Annotated in this window: 19 protein-coding genes; 17 read left to right on the top strand and 2 right to left on the bottom strand. The window is 50.3% G+C overall.

Annotation, left to right across the window (positions count from 1 at the left end; translation table 11 throughout):
• The first annotated feature begins 19 nt into the window (after nt 1-19).
• Nucleotides 20-1,201, top strand: a complete 1,182-nt coding sequence (locus AC0YNV_RS08480; RefSeq protein ID WP_475767538.1) for a Ger(x)C family spore germination protein — start codon at nt 20-22, stop codon at nt 1,199-1,201.
• The gene (locus AC0YNV_RS08475) at nt 1,198-1,428 is read left to right on the top strand and encodes a hypothetical protein (protein WP_475767536.1); all 231 of its coding nucleotides are present in this window, start codon (nt 1,198-1,200) and stop codon (nt 1,426-1,428) included. The genes AC0YNV_RS08480 and AC0YNV_RS08475 overlap by 4 nt, the downstream gene beginning before the upstream one ends.
• On the opposite strand, the gene AC0YNV_RS08470 is transcribed toward AC0YNV_RS08475, so the two are convergent.
• Nucleotides 1,417-2,517 (bottom strand): GerAB/ArcD/ProY family transporter, encoded by a 1,101-nt coding sequence (locus tag AC0YNV_RS08470; RefSeq protein WP_475767534.1) that lies wholly within the window; start codon nt 2,515-2,517, stop codon nt 1,417-1,419. The genes AC0YNV_RS08475 and AC0YNV_RS08470 overlap by 12 nt on opposite strands.
• A 198-nt stretch (nt 2,518-2,715) precedes the next feature.
• On the opposite strand from AC0YNV_RS08470, the gene AC0YNV_RS08465 reads away from it, so the two are divergent.
• The 9 genes from AC0YNV_RS08465 to AC0YNV_RS08425 all read left to right on the top strand — a co-directional run bounded on the left by AC0YNV_RS08465 (nt 2,716) and on the right by AC0YNV_RS08425 (nt 8,389).
• Nucleotides 2,716-3,285, top strand: coding sequence for a TetR/AcrR family transcriptional regulator (locus AC0YNV_RS08465; protein WP_475767532.1), 570 nt, complete (start codon nt 2,716-2,718; stop codon nt 3,283-3,285).
• A gap of 74 nt (nt 3,286-3,359) precedes the next feature.
• Entirely contained in the window at nt 3,360-3,683 is a 324-nt protein-coding gene (locus AC0YNV_RS08460) for an NIPSNAP family protein (protein WP_475767530.1), read from the top strand.
• Between the two features lie 65 nt (nt 3,684-3,748).
• Nucleotides 3,749-4,414: an NAD(P)H:quinone oxidoreductase gene (gene wrbA, locus AC0YNV_RS08455; RefSeq protein ID WP_475767528.1), complete on the top strand. Its 666-nt coding sequence runs from the start codon at nt 3,749-3,751 to the stop codon at nt 4,412-4,414.
• Between the two features lie 81 nt (nt 4,415-4,495).
• Complete coding sequence (locus AC0YNV_RS08450) at nt 4,496-5,233, top strand: SDR family NAD(P)-dependent oxidoreductase (RefSeq protein WP_475767526.1); 738 nt, start codon at nt 4,496-4,498, stop codon at nt 5,231-5,233.
• 38 nt (nt 5,234-5,271) lie between these two features.
• Nucleotides 5,272-5,508, top strand: coding sequence for a tautomerase family protein (locus tag AC0YNV_RS08445; protein WP_475767525.1), 237 nt, complete (start codon nt 5,272-5,274; stop codon nt 5,506-5,508).
• 404 nt (nt 5,509-5,912) lie between these two features.
• A complete protein-coding gene (locus tag AC0YNV_RS08440) occupies nt 5,913-6,095 on the top strand; it encodes a hypothetical protein (protein WP_475767524.1) in 183 nt (60 codons plus the stop codon).
• A 117-nt stretch (nt 6,096-6,212) separates the two neighbouring features.
• Nucleotides 6,213-6,776: a TraR/DksA C4-type zinc finger protein gene (locus AC0YNV_RS08435; protein WP_475767522.1), complete on the top strand. Its 564-nt coding sequence runs from the start codon at nt 6,213-6,215 to the stop codon at nt 6,774-6,776.
• Between the two features lie 55 nt (nt 6,777-6,831).
• On the top strand, nt 6,832-7,089 hold the full coding sequence (locus tag AC0YNV_RS08430) for a hypothetical protein (RefSeq protein WP_475767520.1): 258 nt from the start codon (nt 6,832-6,834) through the stop codon (nt 7,087-7,089).
• Nucleotides 7,090-7,243: 154 nt separating this feature from the next.
• Nucleotides 7,244-8,389, top strand: a complete 1,146-nt coding sequence (locus tag AC0YNV_RS08425) for a Gfo/Idh/MocA family protein (protein ID WP_475767518.1) — start codon at nt 7,244-7,246, stop codon at nt 8,387-8,389.
• Nucleotides 8,390-8,469: 80 nt separating this feature from the next.
• Here the strand turns inward: AC0YNV_RS08425 and AC0YNV_RS08420 are convergent, their stop codons facing one another.
• Nucleotides 8,470-9,405 (bottom strand): DNA-3-methyladenine glycosylase family protein, encoded by a 936-nt coding sequence (locus tag AC0YNV_RS08420; RefSeq protein ID WP_475767516.1) that lies wholly within the window; start codon nt 9,403-9,405, stop codon nt 8,470-8,472.
• 355 nt (nt 9,406-9,760) lie between these two features.
• On the opposite strand from AC0YNV_RS08420, the gene AC0YNV_RS08415 reads away from it, so the two are divergent.
• From AC0YNV_RS08415 to AC0YNV_RS08390, 6 genes are all read left to right on the top strand, one after another.
• Nucleotides 9,761-11,539, top strand: coding sequence for a sensor histidine kinase (locus AC0YNV_RS08415; RefSeq protein WP_475767514.1), 1,779 nt, complete (start codon nt 9,761-9,763; stop codon nt 11,537-11,539).
• A 2-nt stretch (nt 11,540-11,541) separates the two neighbouring features.
• Nucleotides 11,542-13,143, top strand: coding sequence for a helix-turn-helix domain-containing protein (locus AC0YNV_RS08410; protein ID WP_475767512.1), 1,602 nt, complete (start codon nt 11,542-11,544; stop codon nt 13,141-13,143).
• Nucleotides 13,144-13,272: 129 nt separating this feature from the next.
• Complete coding sequence (locus tag AC0YNV_RS08405) at nt 13,273-14,616, top strand: ABC transporter substrate-binding protein (protein WP_475767510.1); 1,344 nt, start codon at nt 13,273-13,275, stop codon at nt 14,614-14,616.
• Nucleotides 14,617-14,690: 74 nt separating this feature from the next.
• Entirely contained in the window at nt 14,691-15,569 is an 879-nt protein-coding gene (locus AC0YNV_RS08400) for a carbohydrate ABC transporter permease (RefSeq protein ID WP_210039741.1), read from the top strand.
• Between the two features lies 1 nt (nt 15,570).
• Nucleotides 15,571-16,389 carry a carbohydrate ABC transporter permease gene (locus AC0YNV_RS08395; protein ID WP_475767508.1) on the top strand — a complete coding sequence of 273 codons (819 nt, stop codon included), beginning with the start codon at nt 15,571-15,573 and terminating at the stop codon, nt 16,387-16,389.
• Between the two features lie 272 nt (nt 16,390-16,661).
• Nucleotides 16,662-18,749: a transglycosylase domain-containing protein gene (locus AC0YNV_RS08390; protein ID WP_475767506.1), complete on the top strand. Its 2,088-nt coding sequence runs from the start codon at nt 16,662-16,664 to the stop codon at nt 18,747-18,749.
• The last annotated feature ends 268 nt before the right edge of the window (nt 18,750-19,017 follow it).

Here is a 19,017-nt window from a genome sequence, read left to right as displayed (position 1 = left end):
AGAGGAAAGGAACTTCAGAATGAAAGCATTTCTATACATCGGCTTACTTTTTACTGTATTGCTGACAAGCGGTTGTTGGGACCGAACGGAGATCAATGACCTTGCGTTCATTTCGGGCACGGCATTTGACTTGACGGATGACGGGGAGTATTTATTATCGGTACAGATTGCAATCCCATCTTCCGGCCTGGGGGGGCCGGGGAGCGAAGGAGGCGGACAGCCAGAAAATTTTTTTGTTTTGTCCGCCGCGGGAAAGAATGCCGACGAAGCGTTTCACAAGATTCAGAAAAAAAGTTCCCGCCGGTTATTTACCGCCCATCGCAGCGTTATTTTTATAGGCGAATCCTTAGGCAGACATGGGATCAACGATATTCTTGACATTTTCAATCACGATCCGCGCCAACGGTTAAGAACCTATATCATGATGGTAAAGGGAGGCGAAGGACGAGAAATTCTCGAAGCGAATTACCCCTTTGAACAAGTGCCTGTCGAAGCGGTCAAGGAAATGGAAAGTCTGGAAAGCGAATTGGCGGTTACCTTGCGTGACTTTTTTATCGCGGCATCAAGCGAAGGCATCAGTCCGGTTATGGGCGTTATCGAGGCCAAGGATTATTCGGAAGGAACAAAAAAAAGCAAAAACGACCTGTTTCAGCTCGCGGGGTCTGCCATTTTAAAGGATTTAAAAGTAGTCGGGTTTTTAAACGAAAATGAAACCAATGGATTTATTTGGGTTACCGATCGGATGAAGAACGGCAGGGTCGACGCCTATTTGCCGGAAGGCGGCGGAATGGTCGGGATGTTGTTAAATCATGCAGAGCGAAGAATTGCCTTCGATATAAACGGGGATAACATCAAAATGAAGATTCAATTGCAGGGGGAAGGAAGTCTCGTTGAAAATAACACCCCCCTGGATATCAGTCGGCCGAAGAATCTCGAGCTTGTGCAGCGAGTATTGGAGGCAGCAGTTGAGAAACAAGTTCGGGATGCATTATTCAAAGTCCAAGGGCGCTACAAAGTAGATAGCGTGGGTTTCGGCCAAGAAATCCACCGCAATAAGCCGAAACAGTGGAAATCGTTGAAGGAACAATGGGATAAGAAGTTTCCTCAGGTAGACGTTACCATTGTTGCAAAGCTAAGTTTAAACGGAGCCGGCATGGGGGGGCCCCCTCTGCAATTGAATGAAAAGGAGCTCAAAAAATGATCGTGCAAATAGCGGGTTATGTACTTATATTGGCGGTATGGTCTTTATTTCGAATACAATCCTTGCTAAGCAAGCAAAAAAACAAAGAAGCAGCCGTATACGGTGGTTTAATGGGAGCAGCAGCTATTATCGGCTCCTTATTAATCGCGCGGGTCGACCTGCCAGGCTTTGCTGTCCCTTTCAAAATTATTTTTGAACCCATCGGGAAAATGCTGTTAAAGCCGTGAATTCTCCACTCTTCTTCTTATCGTGTCTATCACCAGAAGTAACAGCGGTAAGAAACTTTGGTTGAAAAAAGCCAGGAGCGGGAATGTAAAAGCAAGATAATTAAGAAGCTCCGATCCGTTTTTGAAAATCCAGACCGATCCAATGAGGGACAACAGCGTTATGGGAAATACGATTTCGCGGTAACTTCTCATTCCGAAAAGCTGGGTTATGCAAAGGGATAATATAAACAACGATACCGATACCTTCACAAAGCAACCCATTACCCACATTGAAACGGCGATTGCCTCCAGACGTTCGAAGGATCCGGCAATACCGATATATTGGATGACGCTTAGAAAAGAAAAGGTCAGTTTACCCGTCAATGGACCGAGGACCATAATTGTTACTATTACAATGATAAAAATAAGCACGACAATGCCGGAAAGCGCAATCAGCGAAACCTTGCGGGCTTTTTTCGGTTGATTCAAATAAGGCAGGAGCCATCCGAGAATAAAGAGTTGATTCATATATCCGCCTCCAGGGCTGACTGCAGCTTGTAATATAGGCAGAATTCCTTCTCCCAAAATCGGCTTTAGTTGATTGGAATTCGCTTCCCCGATTGTCAGAATCAAGAGCGGAATCAAAAAAAACAGAATGATTACCGTAATAAACTCATTACATCTTGAGATGACCTCAATTCCCGCAATGGCGGCCAGCCCGCATAAGATCAAGAACACCAGACTCGCTACGATGGAAGGGCTTTTTGGCAATAGCAGCGTATTGATAAACTCGGCATGCTGCATGATAATCGTCGAAATTGAAACGAACCAATAATAAATGTAGTTCACTGCCAAGCATGTTCCTAACCATTTCCCGACGATATTTGAACTGTATTGTATAATCGTCAAACCCGGATAACGATTCGCAAGGGTAATCATCACCCATATGCTTACTAAGCCTGTTAGAGAAGCAGGGAAAACCGACATCCAGGCATCTTGTTTGCCGAACATGGTCATAATACCGGGAACGGTTAACATGATTGTGGAAATGACAAAGGTAAATAGTAAAAAGCCCAGTTGGGTTCCCGTGATTTTTTCCGTTGTCTCCATCTACGCGCAGCGCTCCTTTCCTCGCAGAGGTGTCTCAAGTATTGACTTATCGCATTCCATTTATACCGTGTGTTTTGATATGATTGAGTATTGCCTATGGCTAGGCGACACCGTTTGACGTTCATAGAGCAGCAGTCGGAATCAATCCGGGGTTAACCGGGGTTGACAGACTATCTACTAAAAGGTAGAATGACAAACATGAACAAAAATAAAAATACAGCAGAGCTTATTTTGGATGTTGCCCAGTCAATTGTTCAGGAATTCGGGTTCAACGGATTCAGCTATGCGCATATTGCAGAAAAAGTAGGGATACGTACTGCCAGTATTCATTACTATTTCCCTAACAAGGAGGATTTGGGAGAAGCGCTGATAGCACGGTATTACAAAAATTTTATATCTTCAGTCGCTCAAATTGATACCGACACACAGGACAATTTGGAAAAACTGCGCAAATTCATTTTACTTTACGATGCTCCTGTGCAGGAGTATTGTACTTGTTTGAGCGTAATGCTCTCTACTGACCTGGCTACGTTATCAGGCAATGTAAGAGAAGGGGTCGCTCAGTTTTTCGCAGCCAATTTGGAGTGGTTGGAACGTGTGTTGGATCAGGGGCGGGCCGGAGGACATCTGAATTTCGAAGGTACCGCGGAAGTTCGAGCCCATCAGTTTCTTGCATCGCTTCAAGGTGCACAATTACTTGCCAGAAGTTTTCGGGATGTAAGCAGGTTTGACAGGATTGCCGATGAATTAATATCCGCTTTAACTTAAAAAGGCGGATATTTTTACAAGTATAATCTACCTTTTAATAGATAGATGAAATAGGAAATGGAGGAGGTGAAAAGATGCTGTATGAGCTGCGAATTTATGATGTTAATCCAGGCAAAATGAAGGTTATCCAAAATAGGTTCAGAGATCATGTCATTCCATTATTCATGAAACACAATATGAAAATCACACAATTCTGGGAAGATTCAGATGAAGCAAATAACCGCCTCTATTATGTTGTTGAGCATGCTGATTTGGCAATGCGCAACCTTAATTATGATCGTTTTCGCAACGATCCTGAATGGATTGAATTAAAACGAATTACAGAGCTTGACGGGGCGTTGGTTAACAAACAAGAAAGTATATTTATGAAGAACGTCGCATTTTTCGGGAACAAATGAAAAACAGGAATCATATCGGCGGATATTGGTTTGGCCGACAACAAATAAAGTTTGGAGCGATACCAATGAGTATATTTCAAAAACGAATGAAAAAGGAGATTAAATCGATGTCATCATCAAAAGTGAATTTAGCCGTCATCTATTACAGCTCAAATGGAACTAACTTTCAATTGGCCCAATGGGCAGCGGATGGAGGTCTTCAAGCCGGGGCGGATGTGAAAGTTTTAAAAGTACCGGAAACTGCGCCACAATCCGTTATTGACGGCAGTCCATCCTGGAAAACTCATCTTGAAGCGACCAAACATATCCCAACCGTATCTTTGGCAGATCTGGAATGGGCCGATGCGATAATCTTCAGTATGCCGACCCGATTTGGTAATCTTCCAGCTCAAATGAAACAGTTCATCGATACGGCAGGCGGTCTTTGGGCAAAGGGCAAACTGGTGAATAAAGTGGTGAGTGCCATGACTTCCGCCCAAAATCCGAATGCCGGACAGGAACAAACGATACTTCAGTTGTACACGTCGATGTACCATTGGGGTGCGATTGTGGCAGCGCCCGGATTTACTGATCCATCGATTTTTGCTGCCGGAGGGAATCCGTATGGCACAAGTGTGACAGTGGATCAAAATGGAGCGATGAAGGAAGACGTGCGCGCTGCTGCCGAACATCAGGCAAAACGCACCGTATCCGTTGCTAAATCCATGAAGAACGGCTTAGAACAATCATAATAATCATCACTTATTGCGGTCACACATGCAGGCTATTTATCAGGCATAATTAAAATTTCATAAACAGGAGTAAACTAACACATGGATATTCAGGGAAGAGTAGCAGTCATAACTGGCGGCAGCAGCGGTCTTGGAAAAGCGATGGCCATTGAGCTGGTGAATCGGGGAGCGAATGTAGTTATCAATGGACGTCGTGAACAAGCGCTGGTTGAGGCTGCAAAAGAAATTGATCCTACAGGAAAACAAGTACGTTTTGTTGCAGGTGATATTGCAGATCCCGAGATCGCGCTGCGCTTAATCAACGAAGGTTTGGCTCATTTTGGACGCATTGATACTCTGGTTAACAACGCCGGAATCTTCATGGCTAAGCCATTTACGGAGTATTCGGAAGAAGACTTTACAATGATTTTATCCACTAATGTTTCCGGATTCTTCCATGTTACCCAACGCGCGGTGGTAGAGATGCTGAAACAGGGAACGGGACATATCATTAACATTACAACAAGTCTGGTTGACCAACCGGTAGCTGGCATTTCTTCGGTACTCGCCTCATTGACGAAGGGGGGGCTGGTCTCGGCAACGAAATCATTAGCGATCGAGTATGCTTCAAGTGGGATCCGCGTGAATGCAGTTTCTCCGGGGCACATCAAAACGCCGATGCATCCCGTCGAATCCCACGATGCCCTGGCCAAGCTTCATCCTATGGGACGCATGGGCGAGCCGCATGATATCGTCGATGCCGTCTTGTATCTGGAGACAGCCAGCTTCGTAACGGGTGAGATTCTTCATGTCGATGGCGGTCAGAATGCCGGTCACTAAGCAAATGCAGCAGTAGATACAAAAGGAGGAGAATATCCATGCCAATCGTTACGATCCAAGTGACCCGCGAGGGCACCGCTCCAGAACGTCAGTCTGTTACGGCGGAGGAAAAGGCTGCGCTCATTAAAGGGGCCAGCGAGCTGCTGCTTAACGTTCTGAACAAGCCGTTAGAAGCTACCTTCGTCGTTATCGAAGAGGTTGACACCGAGAATTGGGGTTGGGGTGGACTGCCTGTGCTGGAGTATCGCCGTCAGCTTGCTGCTAAGATGAAGTGATCACATTGAAGGAGTTCAAAGCTGCTTCGCCACCTTCACTGTGACAGTGCAGGTGGCATTTATCATTCGCTTGTGTCGGGTGGCATGAACTAGTCTGAATTAAAGTCCGCGATTTAGGGCTGTTGACAACAGCCCTAAATCGCGGACTTTTTTAGTTATTTTTGCCGATTATAGGCCTGCGATTGAGTAAGCCAGGCACAGCGGTTAAACTAGTGACAGAGGTGTAGACACCGATCCTCAAGACATGGGGAAGATGGCTATTCGCTGCAACTGCCCATGTGCAGATGGCCTGTTCTTGCCGTCCGGATCGTGGACCAAACGGTCCAGGGCTGTTTTGGAGCGGCCAGAAAAACTTATGGATCCGGTGACACCGAGGGGTTTTTCGTCAAAGGAGGCCTGGCATAATGGATGATAATGAGAAATGCGTGATTAGACGCCTGGCGGTTTTTCTGCGGTATGAGGCGGAATTTGCTGTTATTGAAGTGGAAGAAAAAGAGATCCGCATTCCGGCGGACAAGATTGGCCCGGATGCTGTTCCCGGCGGTACGCTGGCCTGGACACGGGGCTTATGGCGTCCGGCTGATTGAAGCTTTGGCCGCGTCGAGCATCATCTAGCTTGTTAGCCGGCTGCTCTTAACGGGTAAGGAAGAGAACGGCATCCGCTTTGGCGGAATTCCGAATTCCTTGTTAGGGGGAAGCCCGATATGACATATTTGAAGCAAAAGCAGCTGGAAGAGCTGAAGCATAGGCTTGTGGAGGAAAAGGAAGAGCTGGAGAGTCATTTCAGGCTTGAAGACGCCGATGAGAGGGGCACAATGACGGATTCCACCGGGGAATTATCCGCTTACGATAATCACCCGGCCGATCTGGGCACGGAAACCTTTGAGCGGGGGCGGGACATGGCTGTCGACGAATCGATGGAGAATAAGCTGAGAGAAGTGAACGAAGCGCTCGTCCGGATGGAGGAAGGGGCTTACGGTCAATGCCGTGAATGCGGCGAGACTATAGAGTATGAACGCCTGCAGGCGCTCCCGACCGCACAAACCTGTATCAAGGATGCTTCCAGTCCCGGGCTTAATGAAGAGCGGCCGGTGGAAGAACAGATTATGACTCCGCCGCCGAAGGGGGCTGGCGCCAACCGTCAGAATCATGCCGGCCGATTCGATAATGCGGATGCCTGGAAGGAAGTGGAGAGCTTCGGCAGCTCGGACGGGACTGTCGACCCGGATTCGGATATTCAGCCGGAAGAAGGTTTGAAGCCGCAATAATGTGGTAATAGAAGGAGGGACAACTTCACCATCTATTATCAGGAGGTAACAATATATGAATAACGCAATGAACCTATGGGATACGCTCCCGGAGAACACAGTCGATGAGAAGGATGCGCTGCAGGAAGTGGAAGATACGCTGGCTGAGCTTGAAATCTACCTCGACCGCTATCCGGAGGATGACATAGCACGCATGCAGTATGAACAATTTTCACAAAAGCGGGAAGCGCTGACCGCTGATTCGATAGCCGGCATTTGCAAAGAGCTGATCTGCCTTGAGAGCATACGTTCTCTGCAGAATGCGGCCATCTGATCATCCGCTGCTAGGATGATGAAGTCAGAAAATAAGGAACCGCTCCTGCCAACTCGCGTGGGTGCGGTTTTTGCTTCTTTCGTGGAGGCTCTGATTATGGGAACAGCGTTGAATAGAGGGAATTTAGCCTGAGTGGAGATTGGGGTGAACCGTGATGGGAAAAATCAAAATTGGCATTGTTGGGACCGGATTTTCTGCAAGCTTTCATCTGGAGGCGCTTCGGCGTCTGCCGCATGTTGAGGTGGTGGCGATCTCGGGAAGCAATCTGGAGAGGGCCTTGGAAGTGGCTTCACGATATGAAATACCCAGGGCCTACGGCTCCGCGGAAGAGCTTATCCGCGATCAGGAGGTTGAAGCGGTGCACAACTGCACGCCCAATGACCTTCATTATGAAATCAACAAACTGACGCTGCTTGCAGGCAAGCATCTGCTCTCCGAGAAGCCACTTGCTATGGACAGCAAGGAATCGGAGGCTCTTGTGGCCCTCGCCAAGGCGACCCCTGTTATTAGCGGCGTATGCTATAATTACCGCCATTATCCGCTGGTCGCGGAGACCAGGCGTCGCATAGCCGAGGGAAGAATCGGCGGGATCCATCTGGTGACAGGCGGGTATTTGCAGGATTGGCTGCTGGAGGAGACGGACAGCAATTGGCGCATGTACCCGGAGCGCGGCGGCGCAACGAGAGCGATTGCCGATATCGGCTCCCATTGGTGCGACCTGGTTCAGCATGTGACCGGGGAGAGGATCACGGAGGTTTTTGCCGATCTGAAAACTGTCTATCCGGTTCGCAAGGTGCTGACCGGGGAGAATGGACAGGAGACATACAAGGAGGTGCCTGTTCATACGGAGGACTGCGGGATTGTCATGATCCATATGGAAGGCGGCGCACAAGGGGTCTTCACAGTTTCACAGGTAAGCGCCGGGCGGAAAAACAAGCTTTACTTTGAAATTTCCGCCGCATCGGAGTCACTGCAGTGGGATCAGGAGCAGCCGAACCGGCTGTGGAGCGGGCGGCGCGGCTCCTCGAATCGGGAAATTGGCAGCGACCGGGAAGAGCTGTCCGATGAGGCTGCTGCGATGGTGCATTATCCCGGAGGCCACGAAGAGGGCTGGCCAGATGGCGTCAAAAATCTGTTTATTGATTTCTATGACGCGGTGGAACGCGCCGGGCAGGGCGAGCCTGCCGTACATCCCCGAACATTCGCATCCATGGAGGATGGCCATTATATTATGCTGATCAATGAGGCCATTGTTGAAAGTGACCGGCGCAAGTCATGGGTGAAGGTCAAACAGCCCTGAGCCTTACGCATAAAACGGACTTTACAGCAGAAAAAAACCGGACTTCCGCCACAAAACGGATTTCCGGTTTTTTTGTGTGACTAATCTATCATCCGCCACAAGTAGAAGGTTGAATAGGAAAGCCAATCTCCCCAAGCCGAAGAGAGCTGCCTGATCTCTGCAATTGTAGGCTTTTGCTCGAGCTGCATAACATGCTTGATGGCATTATGAAGCCCCACATCGGCAATAGGGAAGGCCGAAGGAATCCGCAGGCAGCGCATCAGCACATAATTAGCCGTCCAGGGGCCAATCCCCCGGATGCCGACCAGCTCTTTCTCAATCGCTTGCAGTCCGCCGAGCTCAAGCAGCTTTTCCCTGGATAACTGTCCGCCGGCAATCAGGGATGCGATACCGATCAGGTATTCGGATTTCCTGCCCGTGAGCTGAAGCGGTGTGAGGTTATCGACGGAGAGACCCGCAATCGTGGATGGCTTGGGGAAAATCCAGTAAGAGCGGCCCTCCCATTCTACGGATTCACCGAAAGTTTCGACAAACTTTTTTTTCAGCGTATAGGCAAAAGCAAGATTGATCTGCTGCCCCATAACTCCCCAGCATAAAGCCTCGAATAAATCGTGGATTCCGATAATCCGCAGTCCGTAATGCTCCGTCACGGCCCGATTCAGAAGAGGGTCCCTCTCAGCCATTTCATAGAAGGGAGTCAAATCGCTGTCCAGATCAAACCACTCCCACACGTAGGCGGCGACGGCTTCACGCGCATGAGCCTCCGGAAGCGGAGCATCGCCAAGGAACTCGATGCGTACGGCTGCGTTATCCTCCCCGGAGATCCGGATGAGCACATGCTTTTCATCCACCGGAACAAGCCGGGTGACCTGTCCGTTTTGGATAGCAAACATGCATTCCTTGGAGGAGCGGCTGAGATAACCGAGTGCAGCATCGAAGCTGAACGGCTTCGGAGGATAAAGGAGCATGCTGCTTATATGGTCGGACCATTTTATCATGTTCATTTTATTCGTCATTGCAAAAATTCCCGCCTTTCGTATAGCTTTATTAAACCATAAATAATCAAAATATGCGCTGCTGCAATCTTGCTCTTTTATTCGCCATCCGTTTATTATGGGAAAGGTCTGTTTAAAATGGGCAGCACAGCAGAAATTAAATGTGTATCTGTCAAGATTTTGAACATCCTAAACACAAATTGTTTTATTGTTTCCTCGTTGAGGGAATTGTAGAATGTTGGGAACCGCTTCAAGGGAGGGGCATTTATGAAAGACGGGACAATGAGCATACCTGCCCGGCAGGGCAAAGGTCCGGAACAATTGGCTGCTGCAGGAAGGCTGTGCGGCAGTACGAGGCCGGACAGGGAGAAGGCTCATGTTTAAATGGCTGTTCATCAACAGAAGCATCCGCACCAAAATCGTCTTGAGCAGCGTCCTTATTTCACTGATCCCGATGCTTATTCTTTCTTATCTCTTTTATGAGACGAGCACCCGTTCTCTGGAACGGACGATGCTGCGCAGCTCCGATCAGAATGCTGTCTATTTGTCCAAATATCTGGATCAATACTTTCATAATATCGCGACATCGGCGCTTCAGGTGTACAAGTTCGCCCGGATCATCGGTCTGATGGAGCATGGCGTCAACTATGGCGACCCCGATTTCATTAATCTGAAGGACACGCTGCAGAACTATTATTCGCTCATCCAGAACAACAACAAGGATATCATCAGGACGATGATCTACGGCAGGGACAATACATTGAAGGATTCCTGGTCCATTGCCGGAAGCTACGACCAGATTGATTTCAAGAGCATTCCGGGCTACAAGGAGATGCTCGATTTGCCGTTCCAGCAATCGATGATGCTTTCCTATTATGACGAAACCATGAAGCAGAATTTTTTTGTTTACGCGATAACGATCTACAATCCTTTCTATAAGGAGAAATACGGCACGCTCGTTTTCTACATCCAGCAGAAGCAGCTGACGAAAATCGTGGAGTCCAACAACCGTCCGCCCAACGTCATTGTCCTGCAAAATGCCAACGGGGAGGCGTTCTATCGGACAAACGATAAGTATGCGGATGTCGTGGCTGCGTTCAAGCGGCCCGCCAACCCGTACGTGAACGACGATTATGATATCAGCTTCTCCAAAACGCCGAATCTCCTTGTCAGCACGTCCTATCTCGATCATGCGAATATGGGACTTACAATTGTTTATCCGAGCACGGAAATGGCGCAAAACCGTAAAAATACGCTGCATATTACAGTCGGAGCCTTCCTGTTCGTGATGCTGGTCATCCTGCTTTGTTCCATCCTGGCGCAGCAGTACATTACCAGGCCGATCCAGCTGCTGGGCAGGGCGATGAAGGATGTCCGCAAAGGCAATTTTCATGTCAGCCTCAAGCCTTACAAGTACCGGGACGACCTGTCAGAGCTGACGCGCAACTTCAATTTTATGACGGAGAAAATCCGCGATCTGATCGAGCAGGATTACCAGATGCAGCTGCGCAGCAAGGAAGCGCAAATCCTTGCCTTGCAGATGCAGATCAATCCGCATTTCCTGTACAATACATTGCAAACGATAGGCGGCAAGGCCGTTCTGTTGGGAGACTATGAGATCCATGAGATGTGCCGCGCGCTGGGGGATATGTTCCGCTACAGCTTCTATGAAGGCAATATGGAGTCGACGATCAGGCAGGAGCTTACCCATGTGAACAATTATTTATATATCCAGCAGTTCCGGTTTGACGATGCGCTGTCGGCGGATTTTGACGTGCAGCCGGATTTAATGGACTGCTCCATTATCCGCTTCGTGCTCCAGCCGATCATGGAGAATGTGATTGTGCATGTCTGGGACAAAGAGATGAGCGATCAACTCCGGATCAGTGTCGGTGCCATCCACGAGCGGGATTCCGTTATCATTACGCTTCGAGACAGCGGTCCGGGCATGGCCCCTGACAAGCTGGCCGCGCTGCGGTCCGGACTTGACCGCAAGTCGCTTGATGTGTTCTCCGGCATTTCCATCGGGCTTAAAAATGTCCATGAACGGATCCGGCTCGTATACGGCGGTCCGAATGGACTGGAGATTGACAGCGAGCCCGGATTGGGTACGACAATCCGGATACGAATCCCTTACAGAAAGCGGAGGGCTTGAGCTTGTACAAAGTAATGGTGGTAGACGACGAGACTGTAGGGAGGAAATCCGTCAGCAAGATGATCAGCGAGCTTGGTCTGGATGTCATTGTCATTGCAGAGGCCAAGCATGGGGAAGAAGCGCTTGAATTGATCCGGATCAATAAGCCGCATATCGTGGTGACGGACATGAATATGCCTATTATGGACGGGCAGCTGTTTCTGGAGAACCTGTACAAGCATTATAACGAAATCAAAACGATCGTGATGAGCGGATACTCTCAATTCGAATATTTGAAGGCAGCCTTGACCTATCAGGCATGCGAATATGTGCTGAAGCCCATATCCGTTGCCGATTTGAGAGACGCGATGGTCAAGGCGATCGAAGCCTGCCGCAACTATTCAAGTCTTCAGCAGCAGAAGAAATCAACGCAGGATATCGTGAAATTGCGCCGTGAAGAATTCTTGCAGCATGTCGCAGGCGGACGCATCACGAATTTGTCGGATATCCGCAAGCAGGCGGAGGAATTGCAGATATCCCGGACAGCCGGAAGCTACCGGTTGGCCATCTGCATGTTTCGCCAGTTCAATGAGATTTCCGCTACCAAATTCCACGGCAATGCAGACCTGTTCATGTTCAGCGTCGAAAATATATTAAATGAAGTCATCGCCGGGGCGATGCAAGGCAGCCCGCCTCTGGTGTACAAGTCCGACGACCGGATGCGGATTTGCCTGATCCTTCCCGAGCAAGTCTTTGACGACAATCGGAGCCGGGAACTGGTAGCGGCCTTTCATCATGCCGTGCACTCGATACTCAAAGCGGATGTTGCTGCCGGGATCAGCTCGGTTTACCGGGAACTGGACAAACTGCCGGAAGCCTTTCGTGAAGCCAAAGACGAGCTGTTCCGGAATCGGTTGAATTATTCCGGGCTGAGTATATCCTCCGCCGCCGGTCCTGCCGGGACAACGAACGGGGAACTGCTGTCTTCATTTGACCTGAAAACACTCCATCAGGCCTTCGCTGCAGGCAAAGCGGCGGAGAGCAGCAGGCTGCTGCAGGTTTTTTTGCGCAAGGCTGCTGCTGATCCCGTAATCACGATCCAGGGCATCCACCGGGATCTTCATAAAATACTGGATATCGCCGCTTCGGAGCTGAAAGGCATCGGGGCGGCCCATCCTTCGCTTTTTGATCCAAGGGCTATTGCGGTTATTCTGGATGCGGAGCAGCTCCGGTTGTTTCTGGACCAGCTGGCGGAGGCGCTGGGCCACTACGGGGCAAGTCTGGGTGTATCGGAATCTGTTCATACAATCCGGGAAGTGGTGCAGTTTATGGATGAGCACTACTTTGAGGATGTCAGCCTGATCGATGTGGCAACAAGGTTTCATATGGACCCTAGCTATCTCAGCAAGCTGTTCAAGACCGTGACCAACGAGAATTTTATTGAGTATCTCACGCGCAAGCGGATGGAAAAAGCATGCGAGCTGCTCGGCGGCTCCGACCGCAAGATCAACGAAATCGCCGAGCTTACAGGCTACGAGAACCAGCGTTATTTCAGCCAGGTATTCAAGAAATTCACCGGCCGGACGCCTTCCGAGTACCGCGAGCATCATGCCCCTGGAACATGATGCTCCAAAATATTGAACATCGGAAGCACAATTTATTTTATTACCAGCCGTACCAGAGCGGAAGTAAGATAAAGGCAGAACGGGGAATTTCACGTTCAACCCAAACCAAACAAGAGAAGGGGAAACGAAATGAAAAAGTTTTTAAGCCTTGGCATCTGCGCGCTTCTTCTGATGCTTGCGCTGTCCGCATGTGGAAGCGGCAACAATAATCCGCAGCCTGCTGCAGATACCCCGGCAGCACCGGACAACGGCGCCGGCAATGGCGGAGCGAATGAGCCTGCTGCGAGCGATGAGCCTGTCACCATTTCGTTCATGCACTTCAAGAGCGATGTGACCGACGGCGTCGCCAAAATCGTCGAACAGTTCGAAAGCGAGAACCCGAACATTAAAGTCGATGTGCAGCCTGTCAAATATGACGATTACTACACGCTGCTCAAAACCAAGATGGCCGGCGGGGATATCATTGACGTGTTCACCCTGAACTCCGGCGCCCAAACGAAGCTGTTCGCGGACGGCGGTTATCTGGAGGATTTGACTGGCAAGGACTTTTTGTCAAACTTCGATGACAGCGTACTGAAGGCGCAGGCAACAGACGGCAAAAACTACATTATGCCTGTAAATGCAGGACCAATCGCTGTTTACTATAATAAAAAAATCTTCAGCGATCTGGGTATTGAAATTCCAAGAACCTATGACGCGCTGATGGCGGCAGCCCAGAAAATCAAGGATTCCGGCAAAACGCCTTTCGCATTGGGCTGGAAGGATCTGTGGACGCTTAATATGTGGATCGGACGGGATCTGCCGAGCAACACGGTGCTTGTAGGCAACATTCCCGACTTCTTCGACAAAATCGAGACGGGCGCCGCCAAATTCGCTGACAATCCGGCGATCAAAACCACACTGGCGCATGCGATGCAGCTCTACCAATACGGCAACAAGGACCAGCTCGGCGTAGACTACAACGGCAGCGTGGATCTCTTCGCCAAGGGCGAAGCCGCCATGCTGTACTCCGGCACATGGCCGCTGGCTGATATCCAGAAGAAAAATCCCGATTTGTACAATAGCGGAATGGGCGTCTTCCCTTACCCGTTCAGCAATGACGAAAGCCTGAACAAGCTGGAATTCAATCCGGATGCGTCGCTCGCGGTCAACAGCAAGTCCGAGCATAAGGAAGCAGCCTTGAAATTCCTGGCCTTCATGGCGAGCAAAGAGGGCGGCGACGCATGGGTGAAGAACATCAACTCCCTGAGCTATGTAAAAGGCTCGTCGACTGATATTGCGCCGGCCATCAATGATTTGAAGCCTTACTTCGATAATGGCGAAACCTATGATTCTCAAGGTTATATGGCACGTACGACAATCGACTGGCTGACTCCGCTCGGTCAGGATATGCAGAATCTGTTCTTCGGCAAGGAAACCGAGGATCAGGTCATCAAAAATATTGACGACTGGATTGCCAAAAACCATAAATAACAGATGCAAACAGCAGCTGACGGCATAGGCGCGAGATGCCTATGCCGTCAGCTTTAAGGAAGGGAACTTGGCCTATGGGAAACCTGAAACGAATGATACGCGGCGAGGCATGGTATTTGCTGTTCCTTGTACCGGGGATCTGTTTATTTTTGATCGCGGTGTTTATTCCGCTGCTGCTCGGAGTCCGCTATTCCTTTACAAGCTGGGACGGAATATCACCCAAGCTTACTTATATCGGCTGGGACAATTACGTGCAAGCTCTTCAGGATTCCGATCTGTGGAGAGTACTCGGGAACACGTTCAAATATGCGTTTATCCTCACCATTCTCGTTAATGTTCTATCGCTGCTGCTCGCCCTGCTGCTTGATTCCTATCTGAAATTCCGGAATCTGTTCCGAACGATATTCTTTCTGCCAAGCGTTATATCCGTCGTCTTGTCGGGATTTGTATGGAACTACAATTACAGCAACGGCTTTCCCAAGCTGCTTGCCTATTTCGGGCTGGACGTCACCAGTCCGCTGGGCAATCCCGATTATGCCTTGTTTGGGCTGATCGTGGTCGCCGTCTGGCAGGGCATCGGCTCTCCGATGATCATTTATATCGCCGGGCTTCAGGGCATCCCTGGCGAATTGATCGAGAGCGCCAGGATTGACGGGGCGGGCGCATTCCGCACGTTCAGAAGCGTGACGCTGCCGCTCCTGGCGCCTTCGGTCACCATCAATTTGCTGCTGGTGCTGACAGGAGCGCTCAAAGTGTTTGATCTTGTATTCGTCACTACAAACAGCGGACCGGGCTTTGCCACCGATGTGATGACGACCTTCATCTACAGAACCTCGTTCGCCAATTTCAAAGCCGGATACGGAATGGCGCTGTCGATGATTTTCTTCCTCATCCTGGTCATCGTTACGATTGTCCAGCTGGGCATCTTCAGAAGACGGGAAGTGGAATTCTGATATGAAAGCATCCCGAATAACAGTCTTCGTCCTCGTCGCGATTCTGGCGGTTGTGTTCCTGTTCCCGCTTTATGTCGCGCTGCTTATGTCACTGAAAACCTCACAGCAGACGTTCGTTTCCTTTTACGCGCTGCCGTCGAGTTTGAACCTGTCCAATTTCGTGCATGCCTGGGATACATCGAAATATCCGACGGCCATTTCCAACAGCTTGATCGTAACCGTCATCTCCGTGGCCTTGATTATCATTTCTTCGGCGCTGGCCGGTTATTCGATCGCCAGAAGGAACAAGCCGTTCTACAATGCGATCTTTGTCATTCTGCTCTCGGGAATGATGGTGCCTTTCCAGGTGACGATGCTGCCGCTGTACAAAATGGGCAAGACGCTCCATCTGATCAATACGCACTGGGGAATCACGCTTATCTACGGAGGTCTCGGCGTACAGATGGGGGTGCTGTTCTATACCGGATTCATCCGCGGCATCTCCAGGGAAATCGAGGAGGCGGCCCGTATTGACGGCTGCTCGACGCCGGGTATCTTCATCAAGGTCATTATGCCGCTGCTCAAGCCGGTCACCGCGACTGTCATTGTGCTGAATGCGCTGTATATCTGGAATGACTTCCTGCTGCCGCTGCTGTTTCTGCAGGACAAGGCGTACCGCACCATTCCGCTGCAGCAGTATTTTTTCTTTGGCCAATACAGCAGCGATCTGAATCTGGCCTTCGCTTATGCCGTAATGGGGATGATTCCGATCATCGTGTTCTTCCTGTTCATGCAGAGATATATTATAAAAGGGATTGCAGCCGGCGCAATCAAGGGCTAGCCCGGTTATAAATGCAGCCTCCTCGAACAGGGCTATAACAATAATAATTACACCTGATGTCATCCCCGCGATGGCATCGGGTGTATTTCATTTGCGCCCTGTACAGGCAGCAGAGCGCTGTGCGGCGGTGCATCCCGGGGGATAACCACATCCTCAAGCCGCATGCATGAACGCCATGCACATCGATAACAACCTGAACGTACTGAAAATGGCGGATTCCTGCGAATCTTTATAGGAACGGGCAAAAGGGACATCAAGGTTGGAGGCAGCAAATGAATCCGGTTATGAAGAACAAGACGAAGCATACACGTTGGAAAGTGTTAATGATTGCAGTTGTGATCGCATGTATTTTGGCAGCGGCTGGTTGGGAGATCTTCCGCATGATGGTTGCGGAGCAGGATATTTCAAAGCTGGCTGAGCCGCTGCCTGCGGCGACTATTCTATATGAAGCGAGCGGCAAGGAGGCCAGCCGGATCGCTCTTGGCACCATCGAAGCCGTCCGTTACGAAAGCTTGCCCAAGTCATTCATCGATGCTGTGGTGGCGGTCGAGGACAAGCGTTTCTTCGAGCATGACGGCATGGATATTTGGGGGATCGGCCGTGCGCTTTTTACCAATCTCACGTCCGGAGAAACCAAACAGGGCGCAAGCACCATCACACAGCAGCTGGCCAAGAATGTGTTCCTGTCCCAGGAACGCACATGGTCCCGCAAGTGGAACGAGGTGCTGCTCGCCAAGAAGATAGAGGAGAATTACAAGAAGTCCGATATTCTGGAGATGTATGTCAACCAGATTTATTACGGAGAAGGGGCATGGGGGATCAAGCATGCCTCGGAAACCTATTTTGGCAAATCCCCCTCGGAACTGACAGTATCGGAGTCTGCGCTGCTGGCAGGCCTTGTCAAGGCCCCATCTGCGCTTACTCCCTACAAAAAACCGGACCAGGCCAAAGCGCGGCGCAATGTCGTGCTCCAGCTTATGAAGGACCAAGGCCGGATTACGGAGGAGGTTTACAGTCAAGCGGTGAAGGAAGTGATCATACTGCGGAATCCCGCATCCAAGCAGGATACGGCATTGAAATATCCGTATTATGTCGATCAGATTATTCGCGAGGCGTCCGCCAAATACGGATTGACAGAGAATGAAATTCTGCATGGCGGTCTGCGGATCTATACGACGCTGGATGCGCGTATGCAGCAGGCGGCTGAACAAGTCTATGCGCAGGAGGAGCTGTTTCCGCCAAGCGCGGCGGATCAATTGATCCAGAGTGGAGCCGTTTTGGTCGATCCCCGCGATGGCGGCATCAAGGCGCTTATCGGCGGCAGGGGCAAGCAGCCGTTCCGCGGCTTCAACCGTGCCGTTCAGTTGAAGCGGCAGCCGGGATCAGCCATGAAGCCGATATCGGTCTATACGCCGGCCTTCGAGAAGGGTTACCGCCCGGATGACACAATCGTCGACGAACCGGTTAATTACGGGGGGTACCAGCCGCAGAATGCGGGAGGGACTTACCATGGCGAGGTGACGATTCATGAGGCGATTACCGAGTCCTATAATATTCCTGCGGTCCGGCTGCTTAACGATATGGGCATTGATGCGGGGATGGATGCGGCGGCCCGGTTCGGGCTTGAGCTGACGGATGCCGACCGAACGCTGGGACTTGCTTTGGGCGGTCTGCAGGAAGGCGTATCCCCGCTTCAGATGGCCGAAGCCTTTGGGGTATTTGCCAATGACGGTACCCGTATGCCGGCACATTCGATTATCCGGATCGAGACTGCGAGCGGCGAGGTTCTCGCTGATGCAGGAGATATAACCGGAGAGAAGACGACCGATCCTGCTATCGCCCGTATGATGACAGCAGAGCTCGAAGGGGTCGTGCAGGATGGAACGGGGGAAGCCGCCGCACTGGCTGGCCGTCCGGCTGCCGGGAAGACGGGAACGACGGAGATGCCGGGAACCGGAGGCGCGGGAGCCAAGGACAATTGGTTCGTCGGCTACACGCCTCAATTGGTGGGAGCGGTATGGCTCGGATACGATCATACGGACGCCGATCATTATTTAACCACAAGCTCCAAAGCTGCGGCTGCCGTATTTCAGGTGCTGATGACTGAAGCGCTGCAGGGCGAGCCGGTCATGGATTTCCCGGATCCGCCGGGCACATCTAGCGGCAGTGCGCATGGCGGTCACGTCGATGACAACGCTGAGAATCAGGATCAGAAGGGACACAAGAACCCGGATAAGGATCAGAAGGAACCAAAATGGCATAACCCGTGGGGTAAAAAAGATGATGATCATCCCCGTGACCGGGAGAATGGAAGCCGCGGACATAAGAAAGACGACAAACATAATGACGATGACGATTGAATAGTGGAGAAAACTGCTTCTGCAGAATTTTCTACCTGCTCTCCGGTTAATCACCGGCCACTTGCGTTTTATATAGATAAACGGGATGTCGCCGCTAAACACGGTGACATCTTTTTTTGTTCCGGAAGCTTGATTTGTGCGTCACGCACGCGATAAATTTAAGGGGGGTTAGCATGAAGCGGGTTGCGTACTGGATACCCGGGATCAAGATCCTGGTCTTTTTCTTTGGCAGCTGAATAGGAGTTGATTATTCAGACTGAAATGCTGA

The organism is Paenibacillus sp. JT31N11 (assembly GCF_056269285.1).
Note: the sequence above shows the minus strand (reverse complement) of the source record. Positions and strands in the feature narration are given on the sequence as shown.

Excerpts from the sequence above, each read along its gene's own strand:
- AC0YNV_RS08480 (WP_475767538.1), top strand. The coding sequence starts at position 20 with ATGAAAGCATTTCTATACATCGGCTTACTTTTTACTGTATTGCTGACA.
- AC0YNV_RS08475 (WP_475767536.1), top strand. The coding sequence starts at position 1,198 with ATGATCGTGCAAATAGCGGGTTATGTACTTATATTGGCGGTATGGTCT.
- AC0YNV_RS08470 (WP_475767534.1), bottom strand. The coding sequence starts at position 2,517 with ATGGAGACAACGGAAAAAATCACGGGAACCCAACTGGGCTTTTTACTA.
- AC0YNV_RS08465 (WP_475767532.1), top strand. The coding sequence starts at position 2,716 with ATGAACAAAAATAAAAATACAGCAGAGCTTATTTTGGATGTTGCCCAG.
- AC0YNV_RS08460 (WP_475767530.1), top strand. The coding sequence starts at position 3,360 with ATGCTGTATGAGCTGCGAATTTATGATGTTAATCCAGGCAAAATGAAG.
- wrbA (WP_475767528.1), top strand. The coding sequence starts at position 3,749 with ATGAGTATATTTCAAAAACGAATGAAAAAGGAGATTAAATCGATGTCA.
- AC0YNV_RS08450 (WP_475767526.1), top strand. The coding sequence starts at position 4,496 with ATGGATATTCAGGGAAGAGTAGCAGTCATAACTGGCGGCAGCAGCGGT.
- AC0YNV_RS08445 (WP_475767525.1), top strand. The coding sequence starts at position 5,272 with ATGCCAATCGTTACGATCCAAGTGACCCGCGAGGGCACCGCTCCAGAA.
- AC0YNV_RS08440 (WP_475767524.1), top strand. The coding sequence starts at position 5,913 with ATGGATGATAATGAGAAATGCGTGATTAGACGCCTGGCGGTTTTTCTG.
- AC0YNV_RS08435 (WP_475767522.1), top strand. The coding sequence starts at position 6,213 with ATGACATATTTGAAGCAAAAGCAGCTGGAAGAGCTGAAGCATAGGCTT.
- AC0YNV_RS08430 (WP_475767520.1), top strand. The coding sequence starts at position 6,832 with ATGAATAACGCAATGAACCTATGGGATACGCTCCCGGAGAACACAGTC.
- AC0YNV_RS08425 (WP_475767518.1), top strand. The coding sequence starts at position 7,244 with ATGGGAAAAATCAAAATTGGCATTGTTGGGACCGGATTTTCTGCAAGC.
- AC0YNV_RS08420 (WP_475767516.1), bottom strand. The coding sequence starts at position 9,405 with ATGACGAATAAAATGAACATGATAAAATGGTCCGACCATATAAGCAGC.
- AC0YNV_RS08415 (WP_475767514.1), top strand. The coding sequence starts at position 9,761 with ATGTTTAAATGGCTGTTCATCAACAGAAGCATCCGCACCAAAATCGTC.
- AC0YNV_RS08405 (WP_475767510.1), top strand. The coding sequence starts at position 13,273 with ATGAAAAAGTTTTTAAGCCTTGGCATCTGCGCGCTTCTTCTGATGCTT.
- AC0YNV_RS08400 (WP_210039741.1), top strand. The coding sequence starts at position 14,691 with ATGGGAAACCTGAAACGAATGATACGCGGCGAGGCATGGTATTTGCTG.
- AC0YNV_RS08395 (WP_475767508.1), top strand. The coding sequence starts at position 15,571 with ATGAAAGCATCCCGAATAACAGTCTTCGTCCTCGTCGCGATTCTGGCG.
- AC0YNV_RS08390 (WP_475767506.1), top strand. The coding sequence starts at position 16,662 with ATGAATCCGGTTATGAAGAACAAGACGAAGCATACACGTTGGAAAGTG.